At 59.7% G+C, this 18,670-nt stretch carries 19 protein-coding genes; 6 read left to right on the top strand and 13 right to left on the bottom strand.

Features of this window, described 5'->3' with window-relative positions:
• Window positions 1–17: 17 nt before the first annotated feature.
• Both rfaE2 and LJ738_RS09765 read left to right on the top strand, forming a co-directional pair.
• A complete protein-coding gene (gene rfaE2, locus LJ738_RS09770; RefSeq protein ID WP_227786140.1) occupies window positions 18–494 on the top strand; it encodes a D-glycero-beta-D-manno-heptose 1-phosphate adenylyltransferase in 477 nt (158 codons plus the stop codon).
• A 120-nt stretch (window positions 495–614) separates the two neighbouring features.
• The gene (locus tag LJ738_RS09765; RefSeq protein WP_227786139.1) at window positions 615–1,292 is read left to right on the top strand and encodes a zinc metallopeptidase; all 678 of its coding nucleotides are present in this window, start codon (window positions 615–617) and stop codon (window positions 1,290–1,292) included.
• A gap of 78 nt (window positions 1,293–1,370) precedes the next feature.
• On the opposite strand, the gene LJ738_RS09760 is transcribed toward LJ738_RS09765, so the two are convergent.
• Complete coding sequence (locus tag LJ738_RS09760; protein ID WP_227786138.1) at window positions 1,371–3,233, bottom strand: T9SS type B sorting domain-containing protein; 1,863 nt, start codon at window positions 3,231–3,233, stop codon at window positions 1,371–1,373.
• A gap of 196 nt (window positions 3,234–3,429) precedes the next feature.
• The gene (gene ettA / locus LJ738_RS09755; RefSeq protein ID WP_227786137.1) at window positions 3,430–5,094 is read right to left on the bottom strand and encodes an energy-dependent translational throttle protein EttA; all 1,665 of its coding nucleotides are present in this window, start codon (window positions 5,092–5,094) and stop codon (window positions 3,430–3,432) included.
• A gap of 260 nt (window positions 5,095–5,354) precedes the next feature.
• Between ettA and LJ738_RS09750 the strand changes: the two genes are divergently transcribed.
• The 3 genes from LJ738_RS09750 to LJ738_RS09740 all read left to right on the top strand — a co-directional run bounded on the left by LJ738_RS09750 (window position 5,355) and on the right by LJ738_RS09740 (window position 7,813).
• Window positions 5,355–6,674 (top strand): DUF349 domain-containing protein, encoded by a 1,320-nt coding sequence (locus LJ738_RS09750; protein ID WP_227786136.1) that lies wholly within the window; start codon window positions 5,355–5,357, stop codon window positions 6,672–6,674.
• 100 nt (window positions 6,675–6,774) lie between these two features.
• Window positions 6,775–6,996 (top strand): DUF2795 domain-containing protein, encoded by a 222-nt coding sequence (locus tag LJ738_RS09745; protein ID WP_035561220.1) that lies wholly within the window; start codon window positions 6,775–6,777, stop codon window positions 6,994–6,996.
• 133 nt (window positions 6,997–7,129) lie between these two features.
• Window positions 7,130–7,813, top strand: a complete 684-nt coding sequence (locus tag LJ738_RS09740; RefSeq protein WP_227786135.1) for an ABC transporter ATP-binding protein — start codon at window positions 7,130–7,132, stop codon at window positions 7,811–7,813.
• A gap of 52 nt (window positions 7,814–7,865) precedes the next feature.
• On the opposite strand, the gene LJ738_RS09735 is transcribed toward LJ738_RS09740, so the two are convergent.
• The 3 genes from LJ738_RS09735 to LJ738_RS09725 form a co-directional block, all read right to left on the bottom strand.
• Window positions 7,866–9,056, bottom strand: a complete 1,191-nt coding sequence (locus LJ738_RS09735) for a lycopene cyclase family protein (RefSeq protein ID WP_227786134.1) — start codon at window positions 9,054–9,056, stop codon at window positions 7,866–7,868.
• A 97-nt stretch (window positions 9,057–9,153) separates the two neighbouring features.
• A complete protein-coding gene (locus tag LJ738_RS09730) occupies window positions 9,154–9,897 on the bottom strand; it encodes an LOG family protein (protein ID WP_227786235.1) in 744 nt (247 codons plus the stop codon).
• A gap of 372 nt (window positions 9,898–10,269) precedes the next feature.
• Window positions 10,270–11,499 carry a Glu/Leu/Phe/Val dehydrogenase dimerization domain-containing protein gene (locus LJ738_RS09725; protein ID WP_227786133.1) on the bottom strand — a complete coding sequence of 410 codons (1,230 nt, stop codon included), beginning with the start codon at window positions 11,497–11,499 and terminating at the stop codon, window positions 10,270–10,272.
• Between the two features lie 270 nt (window positions 11,500–11,769).
• Here LJ738_RS09725 and LJ738_RS09720 point away from each other — a divergent pair, with 270 nt between their 5' ends.
• Window positions 11,770–12,090, top strand: a complete 321-nt coding sequence (locus LJ738_RS09720) for an ArsR/SmtB family transcription factor (protein WP_046244304.1) — start codon at window positions 11,770–11,772, stop codon at window positions 12,088–12,090.
• Window positions 12,091–12,161: 71 nt separating this feature from the next.
• Here the strand turns inward: LJ738_RS09720 and coaE are convergent, their stop codons facing one another.
• From coaE to LJ738_RS09680, 8 genes are all read right to left on the bottom strand, one after another.
• Window positions 12,162–12,767, bottom strand: coding sequence for a dephospho-CoA kinase (coaE, locus tag LJ738_RS09715; protein WP_227786132.1), 606 nt, complete (start codon window positions 12,765–12,767; stop codon window positions 12,162–12,164).
• A 5-nt stretch (window positions 12,768–12,772) separates the two neighbouring features.
• On the bottom strand, window positions 12,773–13,384 hold the full coding sequence (locus LJ738_RS09710; protein WP_227786131.1) for a YbbR-like domain-containing protein: 612 nt from the start codon (window positions 13,382–13,384) through the stop codon (window positions 12,773–12,775).
• 128 nt (window positions 13,385–13,512) lie between these two features.
• Window positions 13,513–13,806 carry a preprotein translocase subunit YajC gene (yajC, locus tag LJ738_RS09705; RefSeq protein ID WP_227786130.1) on the bottom strand — a complete coding sequence of 98 codons (294 nt, stop codon included), beginning with the start codon at window positions 13,804–13,806 and terminating at the stop codon, window positions 13,513–13,515.
• A gap of 54 nt (window positions 13,807–13,860) precedes the next feature.
• On the bottom strand, window positions 13,861–14,376 hold the full coding sequence (locus LJ738_RS09700) for a DUF1573 domain-containing protein (RefSeq protein ID WP_068190266.1): 516 nt from the start codon (window positions 14,374–14,376) through the stop codon (window positions 13,861–13,863).
• A 139-nt stretch (window positions 14,377–14,515) separates the two neighbouring features.
• A complete protein-coding gene (locus LJ738_RS09695; RefSeq protein ID WP_227786129.1) occupies window positions 14,516–15,514 on the bottom strand; it encodes an isocitrate/isopropylmalate dehydrogenase family protein in 999 nt (332 codons plus the stop codon).
• 105 nt (window positions 15,515–15,619) lie between these two features.
• Window positions 15,620–15,934 carry a YtxH domain-containing protein gene (locus LJ738_RS09690; RefSeq protein WP_068190261.1) on the bottom strand — a complete coding sequence of 105 codons (315 nt, stop codon included), beginning with the start codon at window positions 15,932–15,934 and terminating at the stop codon, window positions 15,620–15,622.
• Window positions 15,935–16,076: 142 nt separating this feature from the next.
• Window positions 16,077–17,240: a transcription antitermination factor NusB gene (gene nusB, locus LJ738_RS09685; RefSeq protein WP_227786128.1), complete on the bottom strand. Its 1,164-nt coding sequence runs from the start codon at window positions 17,238–17,240 to the stop codon at window positions 16,077–16,079.
• A gap of 133 nt (window positions 17,241–17,373) precedes the next feature.
• On the bottom strand, window positions 17,374–18,465 hold the full coding sequence (locus LJ738_RS09680; RefSeq protein ID WP_227786127.1) for a Glu/Leu/Phe/Val dehydrogenase dimerization domain-containing protein: 1,092 nt from the start codon (window positions 18,463–18,465) through the stop codon (window positions 17,374–17,376).
• Window positions 18,466–18,670 lie beyond the last annotated feature (205 nt).

The raw sequence follows: 18,670 nt of genomic DNA, 5'->3' as shown, positions 1-18,670 counted from the left end.
TAAAAAACCAGCGTGCCATGTGGACGAAAGACAAAATCATGACCCGGGAAGCCCTGCCCGCTACTCTGGCTAACTGGCGGGCGCAGGGCCGCAAAGTGGTGTTTACCAACGGCTGCTTCGACTTGCTGCACCTGGGCCATGTCGATTACCTCGAGCACGCCCGGCACCTGGGCGACGCCCTGGTGGTCGGCCTTAATACGGATGCTTCGGTGGGCGCCCTCAAGCCCGGGCGGCCCATTCAGGACGAAGAGGCGCGGGCCCGTATTCTGGCCTCGTTGGCCTTTGTCGATGCCGTGGTACTGTTTGGCGAGCCCACGCCGCTGGCCCTCATTGAGCTGGTGCAGCCCGACGTGCTGGTGAAGGGCGACGACTACGCTATTGACGGAATTGTGGGCCACGAATCTGTGTTAAATAGAGGCGGGCAAGTACTAACCGTGCCGCTGGTGCCGGGCTATAGCACCTCCCGCATCGTCGAGCGGATTCTGGGCTCGTAGAACGCGTGGCGCAGCGTGCTGGCTTGCAGCAAAGTGCCGTCGTTAAATAGCCCAATTCAGCTCAATTTTGTTTGCAGTAGCTCGCCGCAACCAACCCTAACTCTCAACACATCAACACCCATGTATCTCCTTCTCATTCTGCTCATGCTGGTCAGCTTCGGCATTCAGTGGCGGCTGCGAAGCAAGTTCAAGCAATACGCCCAGGTTGGGCTGAAATCCAACCTGTCGGGCGCCCAAGTTGCGGAGCTTATGCTCGCCGACCACGGCATTACCGATGTGCGCATCATCAGCACCCAGGGCCGCCTAACCGACCATTACAACCCCACCGATAAAACCGTGAACCTGAGCGAGGGCGTGTACGCCGAGCGCAGTGCGGCCGCGGCTGCCATTGCAGCCCACGAATGTGGCCACGCCGTGCAACATGCCACAGCCTACTCCATGCTCCAGTTTCGCTCGGCCATGGTGCCGGCCCTGAGTGCCGTGTCTACCTGGATGCCCTGGATACTGCTGGCCGGCGTGGTGATGATTAACCGCAGCCTGATTCCACTGGGCGTGGGCATTGCGCTGTTCTCGCTCACCACGCTCTTTTCGTTTGCCACGCTGCCGGTAGAGTTCGATGCCTCGCGCCGGGCCCTGGCCTGGATGGACAAGCGTGGCGTGGTAACCGCCCAGGAGCACGCCATGGCCAAGGACGCCCTCTGGTGGGCCGCCATGACCTACGTGGTAGCCGCCATTAGCTCGCTGGCCACGCTGCTGTACTACGTCAGCATCTTCATGGGGGGCAGCCGGCGCAACTAATCGAACCGACCGTTTTGCCCAAAAGCCGTTCTGGAAACAGAACGGCTTTTTTATGGCTCTGGAGGAATGGGCAAGAGACTAACGCATTACCTCAACCCAGCCCCGCAGCCGCTGGCCGGAGCGAGGATGGCGCAGCAGGTAGAAATAAATTCCGCCGGGTAGGCCTTGACCATTCCATCTGTTGTCGTAACCTTCTTTACGATAAACCAACTGGCCCCACCGGTTGTAAATTTCCAAGTGCCATTCGCTGATTTTCACGCCTTGTAGACGAAACGTCTCGTTTTTCAGGTCCCCATTGGGGGTGATGATATTCGGCACTAGGCAAGGGGTGAAGACAACCGTGTCAGCACTTGTGCACCCTTGGTAGCTGCGCACTTCCACCCAGTATTTGCCGGCGCTGGTTACCGTGAGTTGTCTATCCGTGGAGCCATCAGACCACCGCACGGTGGTGCCAAATAGCTGAGCAGGTAGCTGCAGCACCGACGAGCCCGAGCAAAGCGCGACCGTGTCGGCTGGCAAAGACACCACTGGCAACGGGGTAATCACTAAGTACCGGCTCAGCCGGTAGTACTGGCCCCTGGAAGTAGTGGAAAGCGTGACCGAAAACGTGCCGGCCGTGGGATAGGTGCGCGTGGCGTTGACGCCCTGCACGGAATCAGCTATGCCGGTGGCGGGGTCATAGAACGTCCACGTGAGCGGACCCGTACCGGTGGGGATGTCGTAGGGCGCAAACTGCACCGTGGACCCCGCGCAGGCCGTCTCTGCCATAAAATCCAGCGCTGGCGGCTGCATGCGCACAATGTTCTGGATGGATGAGATGAAGCCAGCGCCGTTTGGTAAGGGCACGCCCAGCGCCCGAAAGCTTGCTGCGCTGCCCCGTCGATTGGGCCTGTCGATAACGCCCACATGCGGCAAAGGCGAGGTGTAGATGCGCCCGTCGGGTCCGAGCTCCAGATAGTAATAGTAAAAGCCCTTCTCGAAAACCAAGCGGGAGTTCTGGATAGCCGCCACCGAGCCAGCCTGCAAGTCAAATTGCAAACACACGTTTTCATTAGCAGTGCTTGCACCTGACGCGTTGATATCAGACTCCTTCGTGTAAAGCTTTCGGGCATCGGGCGAAAACTCGAGGTCCCCTCTATATGCGCTGCTGCGCGCGGGAGCTATCTCCTGCAGGTTGGACACCTGCCCCGTGGTACTGCTAAAGTCAAATAACTCTATCGGAGCAGCGAGGCCGCCGCAGCGGGCCAGGCGCCGCCCGTCTGGTGCAAATTTCATGATGCTGAGCCGGTTGCCAACGTTGCCGACGCGACTGGCAACGGGCGCCGCACTAACACCCGCGGCGGTAACCAGAAAGCTGTAGAATGAATCGTTTGCGCCCTGCCCGTGCACCAGTACCCAGACATCGCGCCGGTTGGCGTGCTGCATGCCCGCAATGCCTTCGGTGACTTTGCCGGTGAGCGTAGGGGTTGGCAGGCGCACGTTCTGCACCGCCGTTATTCCGCCCAGGCCGCCGCGTAGCGACATGTCAACCTCCGTGTAGGTGAGCCCGCCAGCAAACTGGTTTTCGAGCGCGTCGGTGGTGAAAATGTAGTACAGTTGGGTGCTGCCCGGTTTTTTAACAATAAGGGTCCCCTTGGCTGACGATATATGCCCGCTCAATACGCCTTCGGCGCCGTTGCAGCTCGCGCACGCGTTGGTCATGCGTTGGCCTTGCCGGTCCCAAACCGTGACCCCATTCGTATAGAACAGGCGTTGGCCTTGCGCGTCGGAGATGGTTGCGTTTGCCTCCGAGACAACTACCATCGCACTGCTCTCGAACACCGGGCCGGAAGGCGTGAAGCTAAGCCCCTGCGACAAGGTAAACGCCCAGTGGTTGTTTTCGCCCTGCGCCCACGCCTGAAAACCGCCTATGAGAAGGATAACAAGCGTGCAGAGGCGCATAAGGTTAAAGTAGAGGGCTATATTGAAAAAATGCAGGTGGGCTTCAGCCAGTGAAACCAACGACAGTGCCTTTAGCCCTTGTGGCCGGACTCTTAATAGGACAAGCTAATGTAATCAGAAAGAACAGCGGGTGGTAAGTAAGCCAGAAGAGCCGCTGAACAGGCGTTCCGCGGCTCTTCTGTGGCTGAATCAGCTGTTACCCCAGCTTCTTGTACCGCACGCGCTTCGGTTCTACATCGCCGAGGCGCTTGCGCTTGGCTTCCTCGTAGTCCGTGAAGTTGCCCTCGAACCACACTACTTCTGAGTCGCCTTCGAAGGCGAGGATGTGGGTGGCCAGCCGGTCCAGGAACCAGCGGTCGTGGCTGATGATGACGGCGCAGCCGGCAAAGTTCTCCAGGGCATCTTCCAGCGCGCGAATGGCGTTCACGTCCAGGTCGTTGGTAGGTTCGTCAAGCAGCAGTAGGTTGGCGCCTTGCTTCAGGGTCATGGCCAGGTGCACGCGGTTTTTCTCGCCGCCCGATAGCATGCCGACCTTCTTCTCCTGGTCGCCGCCGCCAAAGTTGAACTTGCTCACGTAGGCGCGGGAGTTCACCGGCCGGCCGGCCAGCAGCATGGTTTCGGTGCCGCCCGTGATGGTGTCGAACACCGTCTTGTTCGGGTCCAGCGTGTCGTGCTGCTGGTCGATGTACGCCGTCTGGACCGTGGGGCCCACTTCGAAGGTGCCCGCATCGGGCTCCAGCTGGTGGGTGATGAGGCGGAACAACGTGGTTTTGCCCGCGCCGTTGGGCCCGATGATGCCCACGATGCCGCCCTGGGGTAGCGAGAAGCTCAGGTTTTCAAACAGCAGCTTGTCGCCAAAGGCTTTGGTGATGCCCTCGGCTTCAATCACCTGGGCACCCAGGCGCGGGCCATCAGGGATGAACAGCTCCAGCTTCTGCTCCTTGTCCTTGGCTTCTTCGCTGGCCAGCTTGTCGTAGTTGGCCAGGCGGGCTTTGCCTTTGCTTTGCCGGGCTTTGGGAGACATCCGTACCCAGTCCAGCTCGCGCTGCAGGGTTTTCATGCGCTTGCTTTCGGTGTTTTCCTCGCGGGCCATGCGGTCGGTTTTCTGCTCCAGCCACGACGAGTAGTTGCCCTTCCACGGAATGCCCGAGCCGCGGTCGAGTTCCAGAATCCAGCCGGCCACGTTGTCGAGGAAGTACCGGTCGTGGGTTACGGCGATGACCGTGCCTTTGTATTGCTGCAGGTGCTGCTCCAGCCAGAGCACGCTTTCGGCGTCGAGGTGGTTGGTGGGCTCGTCGAGCAGCAGCACGTCGGGCTCTTGCAGCAGCAGGCGACATAGGGCCACGCGACGCTTCTCGCCGCCCGACAGGTTGCCGATGATGGCCTCCTGCGGCGGGGTGCGCAGGGCATCCATGGCGCGCTCCAGCTTCGAGTCCAGGTTCCAGGCGTCGAGCTGGTCCAGCCGCTCCTGCACCTTGCCCTGGCGGTCAAGCAGCTTGTCAAAGTCGGCGTCTTCGGCCCCGAAGGCTTCGTTGATTTCGTCGAATTCCTTCAGCATGGACACTGTTTCGGCCACGCCTTCTTCCACTACTTCGCGCACCGTCTTGGTGGGGTCGAGCAGGGGCTCCTGCTCGAGGTAGCCCACCGAGTAGCCGGGCGAAAACACCACTTCGCCCTGAAACTGCTTGTCGACGCCGGCAATGATTTTCAGCAAACTCGACTTGCCCGAGCCGTTCAGGCCGAGCACGCCGATTTTGGCGCCGTAAAAAAACGAGAGATAAATATTCTTAAGTACTTGCTTTTGGGGCGGGTAAATTTTACTCACGCCGGCCATGCTGAAGATGATGGTCTGGTCACTCATGGGAAGGGCTGGGAAGGGGCTAATAGACGGATTGAAGACGCAAAGAACGACAGCCGGGGCTTGTGGGCCATGCCCGGGCCCGCCGGTTTTGCCCCGTCTGGCCCAGGCGGCCGTACTGGGTGGGTTCGGCATTCGGCGGCGTTCCCGGATTTGTACATCGCATCATCACCTTTTTACCGTAAACTTGTAATTCCTTCCTGTTCCACGTTTCAGCTGCACACACGTATTCTACACTCCTACCCACGAGCTTAATTTTTAGTATGGAACCAACCGACCCCTTGCTGGCCGAAGCCAAGCGCTACGGCTACGTGGAAGCCGGCGGCGTGTGGCTACGCCCAGTGCTGGGCCAGCCCGCCCGCCAAATAGGCCTGGTCAAAGAATCGGACGATGCCGCGCTGCTCTACTTTGCACAGCGTTTCGAAGCCCTGCGCGCCAAAGTTGACGCGCTGCTGGCCAAAATGGAGGCGAGCGACAACAAAGGCTCGTTTCTGATGAAGGCCCTGCACCTGAAAGAGCAGCTGCTGACTTACGACGGCCTGGGCGACTTTGCCGCCTTGCAGCGCCGCCTGACCGAGGCCGAGGAATCCATTTCTGTGACCGTGGCCCGCAACCGGGAGAAAAACCTGGCCACCAAGATTGGCTTCATTCACGAGGCCGAAGCCCTGCGCGACAGCGTGGAGTGGATTTCGGCCAGCGAGAAAGTGAAAGACCTACGCCAGGGCTGGCTCAAGACCGGCCCCGTGGACAAGGCCATGACCGACGAGCTGGAAACCCGGTTCCAAACGGCCATCCAAGAGTTCTTCGACCGCCGCAAAGCCTTCCAGTCCGACAAGAAGGCGATGACCAACCGGGTGCAGAACCGCTACCGCGAGCTCATTCAGCAAGCCGAAAACCTAAAGAATTCCGACCAGTTCGAAACCACCTCGCGCCAGCTCAAGCAGCTGCAGCAAGCCTGGCGCGAAGTGAACGGCACCCTGCCCAAAAAGCAAGCCTCCGAGCTGTGGACGCGCTTCCGGGCCGCCAACAATCATTTCTTTGAGCGGCTCAAGGTGCACATCGCGGCCCAGCAAGCCAGCGCCGGCAGCCCCGGTGCGCCAGCCTCGCCCGAGGAGTTGCTGGCCCGCAAGCGGGCCTTGGCCGAACGGGCCGAAGCCCTGATGAACATTCCCCCGCAGGAAGCCATTCACCAAGCCAAGGCGTTGCAAGCCGAATGGAAGCAGGTGGGCACGGTGCGCGGCGAAGAGTCGGACCGCATCTGGCAGCGCTTTATGGTGGCCTGCGACAAGATTTTTGAGCTGAGCGCCCTCGAGTACCACCTGCGCAAACGCGTGGGCGGCGAGCCCGCCACCTCGCCCGCCGAGCGCGCCCGCTTCCGGGCCAGCACCCTGCGCGAGCTGCTCAAAGACGACCAGCAGGAGCTGGAAGTACTGCGCGATAACCTCGACAAGCTCAGCCCCAGCGCCGCCAACGACGCCTTTCGCCAGATGCTGCAAACCAAAATCCGGTCGTTTGAGCGCAAGATTCGCACAAAAAACGACTTAATTGCCTTATTTAGCCAGCAGGCCCAAACCGCTAGCTAACCTTGCCCCGGGTTTTTCGTTGTCGTTTTCAGCGCAAATCCCGGCTTGCATTTTCGCAGGAAACTGTTACCTTCGCCAACCTTTTTTTATCCTCCTCACTATGTATTGGACACTCGAACTCGCTTCCTACTTGGAAGATGCTCCCTGGCCCGCCACCAAAGACGAACTGATTGACTTTTCTATCCGCTCGGGTGCGCCCATGGAAGTGGTTGAGAACTTGCAAGCCTTGGAAGACGACGGCCAGCCCTACGAAAACATCGAGGAAGTATGGCCCGACTACCCGACCAAGGAGGACTTCATGTTCAACGAGGACGAGTACTAGAATTAATTATGAGTTCTGAATTATGAGTTATGAGTTGAATGACGATTCGTCCTCCAAACTCATAACTCCTAATTCAGAACTCCTGACTCCTGCGCTTAGCGCAGAAAATCTGGTTGCGGGCTACCCCGGAAGGGTGCTGGTCCGCAACCTTTTTTTGTGCCTGCCCGCGCCCGCCTTCGTGGCCATCGTGGGCCACAATGGCAGCGGCAAAACCACGCTGTTTCGGGTGCTCACAGGCCAGCTGCCCTACCAGGGCAGCGTCCGGCTGTTTGGGCAGGAAGTGCGCGGCCTACGCCGGGCCGCCGCAGCCGGATTATTGGGCTATTTGCCCCAGCGTGGGCGCGTCGATTTTTCCATCTCAGCGCGGGAATTGGTGGTGATGGGCCGCTACCGCCACCACGGCCTGCTAAGTGCCTACGCCGCCACCGATTATGCCTTGGCTGATGCCGCGTTGCAGCGCGTGGGGGTAGCGCATCTGGCCCAGCGGGACTTCACCGAACTTTCGGGTGGCGAGCAGCAGCTGGTGTGGCTGGCCCAACTCATCCTGCAGGATGCGCAAGTGTACCTGCTCGACGAGCCCACCCAGCAGCTCGACGTGTACTACCGTCGCCAGGTATTCGGCCTCGTGCACGGTTGGGCAAAGGAGCAGGGCAAAACTGTGCTCTGCAGCACCCACGACCTCGACAATCTGCCGGAACTAACGGGCTACCTGCTGAACCTCTCAGAGCCGGAGCCGCAGCTACGGCCCATTTCCCCCGCCACGGTGCAGGCCGCCCGTGAGTGGTTGGAACAACCCCCGCAGTTACGCTCCGCTTAATGAGGAATTAAGAATTAGGAATGAAGGATTGGTGCGCTGTGCCCGAACTTCCTCATTCGTCATTCCGTGTGCCCGGCTTGCCGCGCAGGACTTGCGCGATGGAGCGCATGAACGGTCCCGGCGTCACCGAATTCATCACTCGTAGGTTGTCGGCCCAGGAGGTGGTTTCGTCCAGGAAGCGGAAGATGCGCTCCACGGGGTTCCGCTCGAATAGCTGCCGGAAAATGTCGCGGGTGGTTTCGCCCCGCCGCTGCATAATATCCAGAAGCAGGGTGTCGAAGAGGCGGAACTGCCACTTGTCGCCCGTTGGGTCCGCGGGCGGGTGGCCGGTGCTGGCCAGGGCCGCCACCAGCCGGGCCGACTGCTGCTGAATGCGTTTGAATGCGTAGCCCGTGCTTGGCTTGGCGCGCCCGCCGCGGGTACCCAGGTTGATAATGTGCGCCCCGCTGCGGGCTGGCAGCGGGTGGTCAGTCATAGGGATGGCACCCACTTCTTCGGCCACAACGCGGTAATCCTGCACGCCCAAAGTATGCTCCAGATACTGCCGAATGGCCCCTTCGTATTCCGCTTTGGGCAGCCGTTTGCCTGAGAACAACGTGTACTCTACCAGTGCCTTGCGCGGCGTGAAGGGCAAGACGTACATGAAGCGGGCTTCCTGGTGCTGCTCGCCCCGAAAGTCCATGAATTCCACCGTAGCCGGGTCGAACGCGTCGGCTGCCGTTTCCACTTCCCAGCCCACAAAGTGCTGCAAAAGGTAACGGTGCTTGCCCGGGACTTGCGCGATGGTGGGCGGCCGGCTGTCAAAGCCGTAGCGCGCAGTGAATTCGCCCGCGCTGCTGCTGACCCGAACGCCCTCAGTTGTGTTTTCCAGGCTTGTCACGGCGCCCCGCACGAAGGTGAATTGGCTGTTTTTTACTAGGGCTTTGCGAACGAACTGGTAGTAGTCCAGCCCGCGAATCATGCGGTAGCGGTAAGCTCCTAAGTCAATTACTTTCTCGAAGCCTGGGCTGCGGAAGGCTATCTGGCGCCATTCGTGGGCTGCAATACCATCAAATACCATCGGCGTATCGGCCCAATAGGACCAGGTGCGGTCGTTCTGGTCCTTGGCCTCGGGCTCAATGAGCAAGACCTTTTTATGGGCCAGGCGAGGCTCTTGCGCCAGGTGATAGGCCAGGCTCAGGCCCGCCGCCCCACCGCCCACAATGAGGTAGTCGTATTCGGCAGCGGTACTTGGAACGGGCATAGCGGCGGTATCAGAGAGCAAAAGTGGCGAATCAGCCCACAAAAAAAGCCGAACCTCCCGGTTCGGCTTTCCTCTCGCTTGCAAACTGGCGAGTGCCTTAGAAGTTCGGCGACAGCAGGTACTTGTGGTAGAAGTCGTCGATGATTTTCACCGCCTCGCTGGCATCATCTACAATCTGCACCAGGTTCATGTCCTCGGCCGAGATGTTTTTCTCCTCGTGCAGCATCACGTCGTTCACCCACTTAAATAGGCCGTTCCAGTAGGCCGAGCCCACCAACACGATGGGGAAACGGCTGATTTTCTTGGTTTGAATCAGCGTCATGGCCTCAAACAGTTCGTCAAGGGTGCCGAAGCCGCCAGGCATGCCCACAAACGCCTGGGCATACTTTACAAACATCACTTTCCGCACGAAGAAGTAATCGAAGTCGATGCACTTGTCCTGGTCAATGTAGATGTTGTGGGTCTGCTCGAAGGGTAGCTCAATATTAAGGCCCACCGACTTACCACCTTCCGAGCGGGCACCTTTGTTGCCAGCTTCCATGATGCCGGGGCCACCGCCCGTGATAACGCCGTAGCCGTGCCGCACCAGCTTGGCCGCGATTTCTTCGGCCATTTGGTAGTACGGATTCTCGGGCTTAGTGCGCGCCGAGCCAAAGATGCTGACGCAGGGTCCGATTTTGGACATCTTCTCGAAGCCCTCCACGAACTCCGCCATCACCTTGAAAATCTGCCAGCTGTCGGCAATCTTGATTTCGTTCCAGTCTTTGTCAACGAAGGCTTTGCGTAGGCGCTGCTCGTCTTCCACGGCCATGGCGGGCTCGCCGTTGGCCTGCTGCCGCATCTCAGTGATGGTGGTCAGCTTGTCGTCGTTGACGTTGGGCTGCTTAATGGTTTTGCCGCTGCCGGCATTCAGCAAGTCGTCGGAGACCTTGGTCTTGCTGGTTTTTGCTTTTTTCAGAGTAGACATAAATTCAGTGGGAATTCCTTCCAAAACAAAATCGCCCCGAGAAAGGGGCGACGAAAAGTAGGGCGTCAAAGATAACCAATTGTTACCAAATAAAAATGCGGGCAGCTGAAAGCATTTTGACCTGGTAAGCCAATGGAGTTATCATCTCCTGTTGAGCTAATTAACCTGCCACTGCTACCCGGGCAAGGCAAGCCGAGCAGGCCACGTAAGAAGCCAGCTCAACAGGAGGCACCTGCCAGAGGGGGATTATACCAGCTGGCGCAACGCCATCTCAAACGAGCGCTGGGCGATGCCGGTGGGCTGGCTGTTTTCCTGGTGCGTGCGCTCCAGAGCGGCCCCGATGATGCGTGAGGTATCGGCAAAGATGGCTTGGTCGGTGATTTCGGCGCCGGTTTCCATGAGGTAGGCAAACACCCGGGCCATGCCGCAGTTGGCAATAAAATCGGGAATGACGGCCGTGTGTTGGTCAGCGTATTCGCCGGTGGGGCCGAAGAAAATTTCCGGGTCGGCAAAGGGCACGTTGGCCCCGCAGCTTATCACCTTCAGGCCACCGGCGAGCAGCTGCTCCACCTGCTCCCGGGCCACCAGGCGCGACGAAGCCGCCGGGATAAATATCTCGGCCCCGATGGACCAAATCTTCTCGTTAACCTCATCGAACGAAAGCAGGTTGTCTGCGGTTAACGTATTGCCTTGGCGTGCAAGGAGTAGTGCCCGGATTTCTTCCAAGCCGAAGCCATCGGGGTTGAGCAACCCGCCAGACCGGTCAATGATGCCCACGATGCGGGCACCCTGCTCGGCCAGGTAATAAGCCGCGGCGGCGCCCACGTTGCCCCAGCCCTGCACAATGGCGCGCTGCCCGCGTACACTGCTGCCCGCCCAGAGGCGGTAGTAGTGGCGCACGGCCTCGGCCACGCCGTAGCCGGTGATGAGGTCGGCCACGGTGTATTTGCGAGCCAGGTTAGGAGAAAAACTGGCGTCTTCTACCACTTTTACCACGCCCTGCCGGAGCTGCCCCAGTTTCTGTATTTTTTGAGGTTCGGTGGCGTGGTAATGACCAGTGACAACTCCTTCCTGAGGATGCCAAAGGCCGTACTCCTCGGTGATGGGAATAACCTCGTGTATTTCATCAATATTAAGGTCACCACCAGTGCCATAATAGTTCTTCAACAAGGGGAAAACCGCCCGGTACCACCGCTCCAATACGCCCCGCTTGCGCGGGTCCTGCGGGTCGAAATTGATGCCAGACTTTGCCCCTCCAATTGCCGGCCCCGACACCGTGAATTTTACTTCCATCGTTTTTGCCAGGCTCTCCACTTCGCGCTTATCTAGGCCCTTGCGCATGCGCGTGCCCCCGCCGGCCGCCCCGCCGCGCAGGGAATTGATAACTACCCAACCTTCGGCGTCGGTCTCCGAATCTTTCCATTCAAAAACAATTTCCGGGCGTTTGTTTTCAAATTTGGTCAGCAGGTCAAGCATCAGGCAGTTGGGCAAAAGAATGCCTGCCAATAAAAGCAGGAACGCAAAGGTAGACAGAAACCGTACGGCGGAGGCGGCCTAAAAATTGCACTTTTACTACAAGCCGAACGGGTAAATACTTAAGTATCGTTGAACTAAGTGAACTATTTCTGCCTGATTTGCACCATACTAAGGAACTACCACAGGAACGCAAACGTATTGTTCTTATTATACCCTTTCATATCTACCCTTACATCATTACTCTTTCATTACCCTTTTTTCTTTTCACCCATGAAACCATTGCATTCGCGTGTAGAAGCGCAACAGTTGGACCGTGCCGCGGCTATGCTCAAGGTTCTCTCGCACCCAAAACGGTTGGCTATCGTTGATTTACTTGGCAAGACCAAGGGCAAAGACAGCCAAATGTCCGTAACTGATATTTACCAGGCTCTCGACCTTCCCCAGGCCATTGCCTCCCAGCATCTCATCACCCTCAAAGACCGGGGTGTATTGAAGTCGAGTAAGATTGGCACCAAGATTTATTACTCCCTGGCCGTGCCCCAGCTGCTCAAGGTGATTGACACCCTGGAAGATTATTCCGGCAAACTCTAATTCCGATATCCAGAAGGTAGTGGCGTAGGCTACCCCGCGAAGGAGGCTGTTTCGAAAGAAGCAGCCTTTTTTTATGCCGGCGGTGCGGCGCTGAACGCCGCGTGCAGGGCCAGCACTTGCGGCAGCAGCGGCTGCACATCGTCGTTCGTCAGCACGTAGTCGGCGCGGGCTACCTTCTCCTCCTCGCTGAGCTGCTTGCCCATGATGGCTTCCACGTCGGTGGCCGAGCGGTGCGGGTCGCGGCGGAGCACCCGGGCGGCACGCACAGCCAGCGGCGCATACACTGTAATGATGCGGTCAAGCTGCTTGTAAGAACCGGCTTCGAAAAGCAGAGCGGCTTCCTTGAGCACGTAGGCGTGGCCCGCCTGCTGCTGGGCCATGGCCCACCGCTCAAAATCGGTGCCCACGTGCGGGTGCACCAGGGCGTTGAGCTGAGCCAGCAGGGCGGGGCTGCGAAACACGGTGCCGGCCAGCACGGGTCGGTTCAGGCGGCCGGTGGCATCGTAGGTATCGGGGCCAAAGGCAGCGCTCAGCTGCTGGCGCAGTTCTGCGTCGTTTTCCATCAGCCACCGGGCCCGGGTGTCGGCATCGTAAGTAGGCACCCCCAGCGCCTGAAACAAGCGGCTGACGATGCTCTTGCCCGAGCCGATGCCGCCCGTAATGCCAATGCGCAGCATAATAATCAGTGAGTGGGTGAGGCCGAGCGGCGGTGCCGGCCACGCGCGGGGGGCGAGGTGCGCGGCAAAAGGCGCATGCGGACCACCGACGTGGAAGCGCGTATCCTTGCCGGCGCCTGCAGCGGTAGTTCGATTTCTTCGTCGCGGCCGTTGGCCGAGTTGGCGGGCATGGCTACGGGGTAGGGGGCGGGCAATGCATTTACCAGGCTGGCGGGCCCCCGGAAGGTAACCGTGGCCGGAGTGAACTGTGCCGTATAGCGCCGGGCCGAATCCGAAGGTAGCCCAAGCGGGAGCTGGCGGGTCGCGTAGCGGTCGAAGGTGAGGCGTAGGGTATCGCCGGCCGACTCGTTCACTTGCAGGCCTTCCAGCGCAAGCTGCAGGCCGCGGCGCCAGGCATCGGCGGGCAGGTAGCGGGTACCGGGCAGCGGTACGGGCCGCAAGTCGGCGGGGTGCGTGCCCCAGCCTAAGTTAGCCCGCAGCAAGCGCCAGCCCTGCCCCGTGACAGATACCGGCAGGGCCTCCGGCAGCGGGCGCAGCGGCACGTAGTGCACAGAGTCGTAATGCCACGCCAGCGGCAGGTTGAGCCGGGTGGTGTAGGTCTTGTTTAAGGCATTCATTTGCCAGAAGACCCCTGCCGCGAGGAGGCACGCTGTTATGGCCCGGTAGAAACTGGGCTCCTGGCCTGCGAAAGGGCGCACAAACCAGCTCACCAGCCGGCCGGCCCGGTTCAGCGGCCCGTCCATGGCTAGGTGGTGGCGATGCCGTCGGAGCCGGAGCTGGTCTTGTTGCCCACTTCGCGGGCAATGGCCGAACGGTCGAAGCGCAGCTTGGTGCCACGGTCTACTTCCACCACCACGGTGTCGTCGGTCAGGTCAACCACCAGCCCGTGCAGGCCACCAATGGTGACAATGCGCGACCCTTTGGCCAAGGACTGGCGGAAGGCCTTGGCATCGGCCGTGCGCTTCTGCTGGGGCCGAATCATGAAGAAATACACCACCAGGCCAATGGCAATCGGAAAGAGTAGCTGTGTAAAATCCATTCCTCCGGCGGCTTGCAGTAATAAGGTCAAAAACATGGCGTTGAGCGAATTGGGCTAGAGAGGGTTGGCGCCTTTGGCAGCGTCGAGCACGTTGCCTTTGATAAGAATGGTGGTGATGTTGGGCTGGGTATTGGCCCGCACCGCTACCTGCTTGCTGATGATGCCGTGCTTGCCGCGGCTGTCAAACTGCACTTCCATGGTGCCCTGGCCGCCGGGGAGCACGGGGGCCTTGGTCCAGCTGGGCGTGGTGCACCCGCAGGAGGCGGTGGCGTCTTCAATCAGCAGCGGCGACTTGCCGGTGTTGGTGAAGGTGAAGGTATGGTGCACTTTGCTATCGGCCTTGATGTCGCCGAAATCGAACTCCGCCTCCGTGAATTTCATCACCGGCGCGTTGGGGTTGGGCGCTTCGTTTTCGCTCACCACGTTGGGGTTGTCAATCGTGGGGTTGGCCGCCGCATCGGAAGCAGCGTTGGCCGCGGCGTTCATGCCTTCGGTGCCTACTTCAGCGGTTTTGTCGCGGTTGCAGGCCGTAAGCAGCAGAGCTGCAGCAAGGATAATCTGGTATTTCATGCAAGGAAAAACGCGCCGCGGCACGTTTCAATAATGGACTTAGTAGTGATTGGATGCCTGCAGCAACAAGCTGTTGTACAGGAGAGTGCCCGCAGTCGCGCCTTTAGCGGGCGGCCACGGGCACCTCGCAGTGGTACTGCTACAGCTTGGCGATGATGTTCTGGGCGAACTGGCTGGTACTGGCGTTGCCGCCGAGGTCGCCGGTGCACTCTTCCTGGTGCAGCAGGGTGCTTTCCAGGGCCCGCTCAATCTGGTCGGCCTTGGCGTGCTCGCCGAGGTAGTGCAGCATCATCAGGGCCGAGCGGAGCAGGGCGGTGGGGTTGGCTTTGCCCTGGCCGGCAATGTCGGGTGCCGAGCCGTGCACGGCCTCAAACACGGCCATGTCGTCGCCGATGTTGGCACCGGCTACCACGCCCAAGCCGCCCACCAGGCCTGCGCACAGGTCGGAGAGGATGTCGCCAAACAAGTTGGTGGTCACCACCACGTCGAACTGCTCGGGCTTATTCACGAGCTGCATGCACATGTTGTCGATGATTTTATCCTCGAACACAATCTGCGGAAACTCAGTCGCGGCTTCTTTGCAGGCGTTGAGCATCAGCGTGCCCGCCATCTTCAGGATGTTGGCTTTGTGGGCCAGGGTTACCTTCTTGCGGCCGTGCTTAGCAGCATAGGCAAAGGCCGCGCGGCAGATTTTGCGGGAGCCCGCCACCGTAATGCGGTTGAAGGAGTCGGCAATGCCCAGGCGCTCGTCGTATACCTCCAGGCCCGAATACAGGCCCTCGGTATTTTCGCGGAACAGCACCAGGTCGATGCCTTCGTACCGCGTCTTAATGCCCGCAGTAGTTTTGCTGGGCCGCACATTCTGGTAGAGGTCGTACTTCTGGCGCAGCGTCACGTTGATGCTGCGGAAGCCTTTGCCCACCGGGGTGGTAATTGGGCCTTTGAGGGCCACCTTATTCTTTTCCAGCGACTTGAGCAGCGAGGTGGGAATCAACTCGCCGGATTGGTCGAACGTGGTCTGGCCGGCGTTCTGCTCTTCCCATTGCACGGGCACCTGCGCCGCGGCAAAAATGTCGGTTACTGCTTTGGTGATTTCGGGGCCAATGCCGTCGCCGGGAATAAGGGTTACTAAGTGCATTCTTTTTGGAGTGACTGAGCGGCTGAGCGCCTGAGTGTGAGGGGCAAACGAATGATTCTTCGTCAGCTCACTCAGGCACTCAGCCGCTCAGTCACTCGTTTAAAATTAAGCGCCCTTGCGGGAGTTGATTTGGTTGATGAGTTGGTCAACGTCGCCGAGCAACTGCTCAGCTTTCGATTTGGCATCGGAAATGACGCGCTGGCCTTCGCTTTTGGCCGAGGAGGGGCCAGCGGCGGCTTCGCGGCTGGTTACCAGGCTGTCGGTGAGGTCGGCGAGCACGGAGCGGTATTTCTCCAACTGGTAGCTGAGCCAGGAGCGGGTTTCGGTGCCGGTTTCGGGGGCATAGAGCAAGCCAAGGGCTGCGCCGGTGAGGGCGCCGCCCGCGAAGCACAGGATGCCGGTGGTGGTTTTGCTGGCCATGGTCGTCGGAATGAGGAAGAAAGGTGGAAGAAGGTTCGGGCTTGAGTACGGGAAAACGCGTCAGTAGATACAAAGGTGGCCAAAGCCGCCCAATCCGCAGCTAGCCGCCGCGGGTTCGTCCGTGCCAAGGCCCGGCCGCCGGCTACTGGTTGTCGAGTAGCCCCCGGCCCGATTTGCGAATGTCGCCACTGGCCGCCAAATCCTGCGCCAGCTTATCCAGAATACCGTTTACAAACTGCTTACTCTTCGGCGTGCTATAAAGTTTACTAATTTCAATGTATTCATTGATAGTAACTTTCACAGGAATGCCCCGGAAGAGCTGCATTTCGGTAAGGGCCATTTTCAGGATGATTTTATCCAGCAGCGCCACCCGTTCCACGTCCCAGTTTTGCACGGAACCGGCAATGAGCTTCTCCATTTTGTCGTCCTCCACCAGGGTCTGCTTGTACAGCGTCTCGGCGAATTCCCGGTCGTCGGCCCAGTTGGCCGAGAGGTTCATCAGTTCCTGCTTTTCGTCGGCCGCGTAGGGCAGCATCTTTAGGGTCTTAAGCACCAGGTTGCGCACGATGGGCCGGTTTTCCTCCCAGTTCAGGTCGTCGGACTCCAGCTGGCGCGGCAGGGCTTCGCCTTTGAATACATAGTCCTTGTAAATGGTCCGCAGGATTTCCATGTCGGCGTCGTAATCCAGCTCAGGCGCATCGGTCGGCTTGGCCGCCAAGTACTCGCGGAGTGGGCCGTCGGCCTTCATTTCCTGCCAGGCGGCCCGCAGGGCTTCTACTTCCTCGGTACCTTCCCAGGCCAGCTTGCGCCGAATGGTCAGGTCCTGGAGCTGCTCGTTGGCCATGAGCTTCGCAATGGCCGCGTTCTGGTGCAGGCGGTTGGCATCCAGGGCGTCCTCGCGGGGGCCCAGGCGGCGGCGCTCTTCGCGGCTTTGCTCTTCCTCAATCACGCCCAGCAGGGCCGCGGGCAAGTTGAGCAAGTGCAGGTACTGGTCGTGAATGCTTTCGGCGCCGGCCAGCAGCTGGCCCCCGAAGAAGGCCGCGTCTTTCTTGACCTGAGCTTCGAAGTAGCTGATGGCATCGGCCACGGCCGCGTCCACGGCTTTGTCGTCGGTCTTTTCGGGCTGGGTGCCCGTTTTGTACCACTCGCGCAGTTGGGCTTCGCCCAGCTTGCGCTGGCCTTCCAGCTGGCGCCGGTCCGGGGCTTCCTTGGCCGTCAAGTCGGGCTCAAATGCAGCCGCAATGCGGTCCTGTGCCAGCAGCAAATCGGCTCCCACCGCCTGGTGGTAGGAGTAAAGGGACTGCATGACTTTGATACGAAGGAGGCGGCGGTTAAGCATAGTGGTCTGGAGAAGCTAGGGGTTAGAAGCTAGGAGCTAGAAGAAGAGCAGAACCAATATTCTAACTCCTGACTTCTAGCTCCCAGCTCCTCAAAAGAAATTAATAGGTTGACTTCACCTTGCCCACGCTGGCGATGCGCTCCTTGGCCTGCTTGATAGCGGCGGCTTGGGGGTGCGTGCCTTCTTCTTCGGCTTTCGCCAAAACCTGGAGGGTGTAGTCGTAAATTTTTTCGGTTTGGGTGAGGGCGCCCTGGCGGCTGGTGCCCACCACCTCGGAATATACATTGATAAGGCCGCCCGCGTTGATGAGGAAGTCGGGGGCGTAAACGATGCCGCGGCGGACCAGCTCAGGCCCGTGCTGGTTTTCCACCTTGAGCTGGTTGTTGGCGCAGCCGGCCACTACGCGGGCCTTCAGTCGCGGAATGGTGTCGTCGTTCAGGGTAGCTCCCAGCGCGCACGGCGAGTAGATGTCCATTTGCTGGTCATAAATCTCATCCAGGCCCACAGCCGTCGCGCCGAAGCGGGCGGCGGCTTCCAGGGCCCGGTCCTCGTAGTAGTCGGTCACGATGAGCTTGGCACCTTCTTTCTGCAGGTACTCGAGCAGGTAGGTGCCCACGTGGCCCACGCCCTGCACGCCAATGCGCTTGTCTTTGAGGCTATCCGAACCGAACGCCTTTTTGGCGGCGGCTTTCATGCCCATGTAGGTGCCGAAGGCCGTCACCGGCGAGGGGTCGCCGGAGCCGCCCATGCTCTCGGGTAGGCCCGCTACGTGCTTGGTTTCCATACGGATGTACTCCATGTCCTTGGTGGTCATGTTCACGTCCTCGGCCGTGATGTACTTGCCGTTCAGGTTCTTTACGAAGCGGCCAAACTTGCGCAGCAGGGCTTCGGTCTTCAGGGTTTTGGCGTCGCCAATGATGACGGCCTTGCCGCCGCCCAGGTTCAGGCCCGAGATGGCCGCTTTGTAGGTCATGCCGCGCGAGAGGCGGAGCACGTCGTTCAGCGCTTCCATGTCGCTGGCGTAGTGCCACATGCGGGTGCCGCCCAGGGCCGGTCCCAGCACGGTATTGTGGATGCCGATAATGGCCTTCAGGCCCGTCTCGTGGTCGTGGCAAAACACGACCTGCTCGTGCTGGTGTTCGGCAATTTGACCGAAAATGGCTTCGGGAGCCAGGGTTTGGGCTTCAATCATGTGGGGTAATTGAAAGTGGTGGGAATTTAGGGTTGGGAAGAGTGTGGCGTAACTTTGTTAGGTTCTTATACGGAGAAGCCGGCCCGTCATGCCGCGCGCCGCGAAGCATCTCTACTGCGTAAGCAATTGAATTAGCTCAACGAAGCCGATAAGGTACTTTTCGGCGCGCGGCATGACGTTCTGACTTCTCTTTCAGGCCGCAAAA

This window comes from Hymenobacter plasmatis (assembly GCF_020711255.1).
Taxonomy (GTDB): Bacteria; Bacteroidota; Bacteroidia; order Cytophagales; family Hymenobacteraceae; genus Hymenobacter.
This window is presented reverse-complemented; position numbering and strand designations above follow the sequence as displayed.

What these genes read in the sequence shown, in the direction of transcription:
- rfaE2 (WP_227786140.1), top strand. Translation starts at nt 18, where the DNA reads ATGTGGACGAAAGACAAAATCATGACCCGGGAAGCCCTGCCCGCTACT.
- LJ738_RS09765 (WP_227786139.1), top strand. Translation starts at nt 615, where the DNA reads ATGTATCTCCTTCTCATTCTGCTCATGCTGGTCAGCTTCGGCATTCAG.
- LJ738_RS09760 (WP_227786138.1), bottom strand. Translation starts at nt 3,233, where the DNA reads ATGCGCCTCTGCACGCTTGTTATCCTTCTCATAGGCGGTTTTCAGGCG.
- ettA (WP_227786137.1), bottom strand. Translation starts at nt 5,094, where the DNA reads ATGAGTGACCAGACCATCATCTTCAGCATGGCCGGCGTGAGTAAAATT.
- LJ738_RS09750 (WP_227786136.1), top strand. Translation starts at nt 5,355, where the DNA reads ATGGAACCAACCGACCCCTTGCTGGCCGAAGCCAAGCGCTACGGCTAC.
- LJ738_RS09745 (WP_035561220.1), top strand. Translation starts at nt 6,775, where the DNA reads ATGTATTGGACACTCGAACTCGCTTCCTACTTGGAAGATGCTCCCTGG.
- LJ738_RS09735 (WP_227786134.1), bottom strand. Translation starts at nt 9,056, where the DNA reads ATGCCCGTTCCAAGTACCGCTGCCGAATACGACTACCTCATTGTGGGC.
- LJ738_RS09730 (WP_227786235.1), bottom strand. Translation starts at nt 9,897, where the DNA reads ATGCGGCAGCAGGCCAACGGCGAGCCCGCCATGGCCGTGGAAGACGAG.
- LJ738_RS09725 (WP_227786133.1), bottom strand. Translation starts at nt 11,499, where the DNA reads ATGCTTGACCTGCTGACCAAATTTGAAAACAAACGCCCGGAAATTGTT.
- LJ738_RS09720 (WP_046244304.1), top strand. Translation starts at nt 11,770, where the DNA reads ATGAAACCATTGCATTCGCGTGTAGAAGCGCAACAGTTGGACCGTGCC.
- coaE (WP_227786132.1), bottom strand. Translation starts at nt 12,767, where the DNA reads ATGCTGCGCATTGGCATTACGGGCGGCATCGGCTCGGGCAAGAGCATC.
- LJ738_RS09710 (WP_227786131.1), bottom strand. Translation starts at nt 13,384, where the DNA reads ATGAATGCCTTAAACAAGACCTACACCACCCGGCTCAACCTGCCGCTG.
- yajC (WP_227786130.1), bottom strand. Translation starts at nt 13,806, where the DNA reads ATGGATTTTACACAGCTACTCTTTCCGATTGCCATTGGCCTGGTGGTG.
- LJ738_RS09700 (WP_068190266.1), bottom strand. Translation starts at nt 14,376, where the DNA reads ATGAAATACCAGATTATCCTTGCTGCAGCTCTGCTGCTTACGGCCTGC.
- LJ738_RS09695 (WP_227786129.1), bottom strand. Translation starts at nt 15,514, where the DNA reads ATGCACTTAGTAACCCTTATTCCCGGCGACGGCATTGGCCCCGAAATC.
- LJ738_RS09690 (WP_068190261.1), bottom strand. Translation starts at nt 15,934, where the DNA reads ATGGCCAGCAAAACCACCACCGGCATCCTGTGCTTCGCGGGCGGCGCC.
- nusB (WP_227786128.1), bottom strand. Translation starts at nt 17,240, where the DNA reads ATGCAGTCCCTTTACTCCTACCACCAGGCGGTGGGAGCCGATTTGCTG.
- LJ738_RS09680 (WP_227786127.1), bottom strand. Translation starts at nt 18,465, where the DNA reads ATGATTGAAGCCCAAACCCTGGCTCCCGAAGCCATTTTCGGTCAAATT.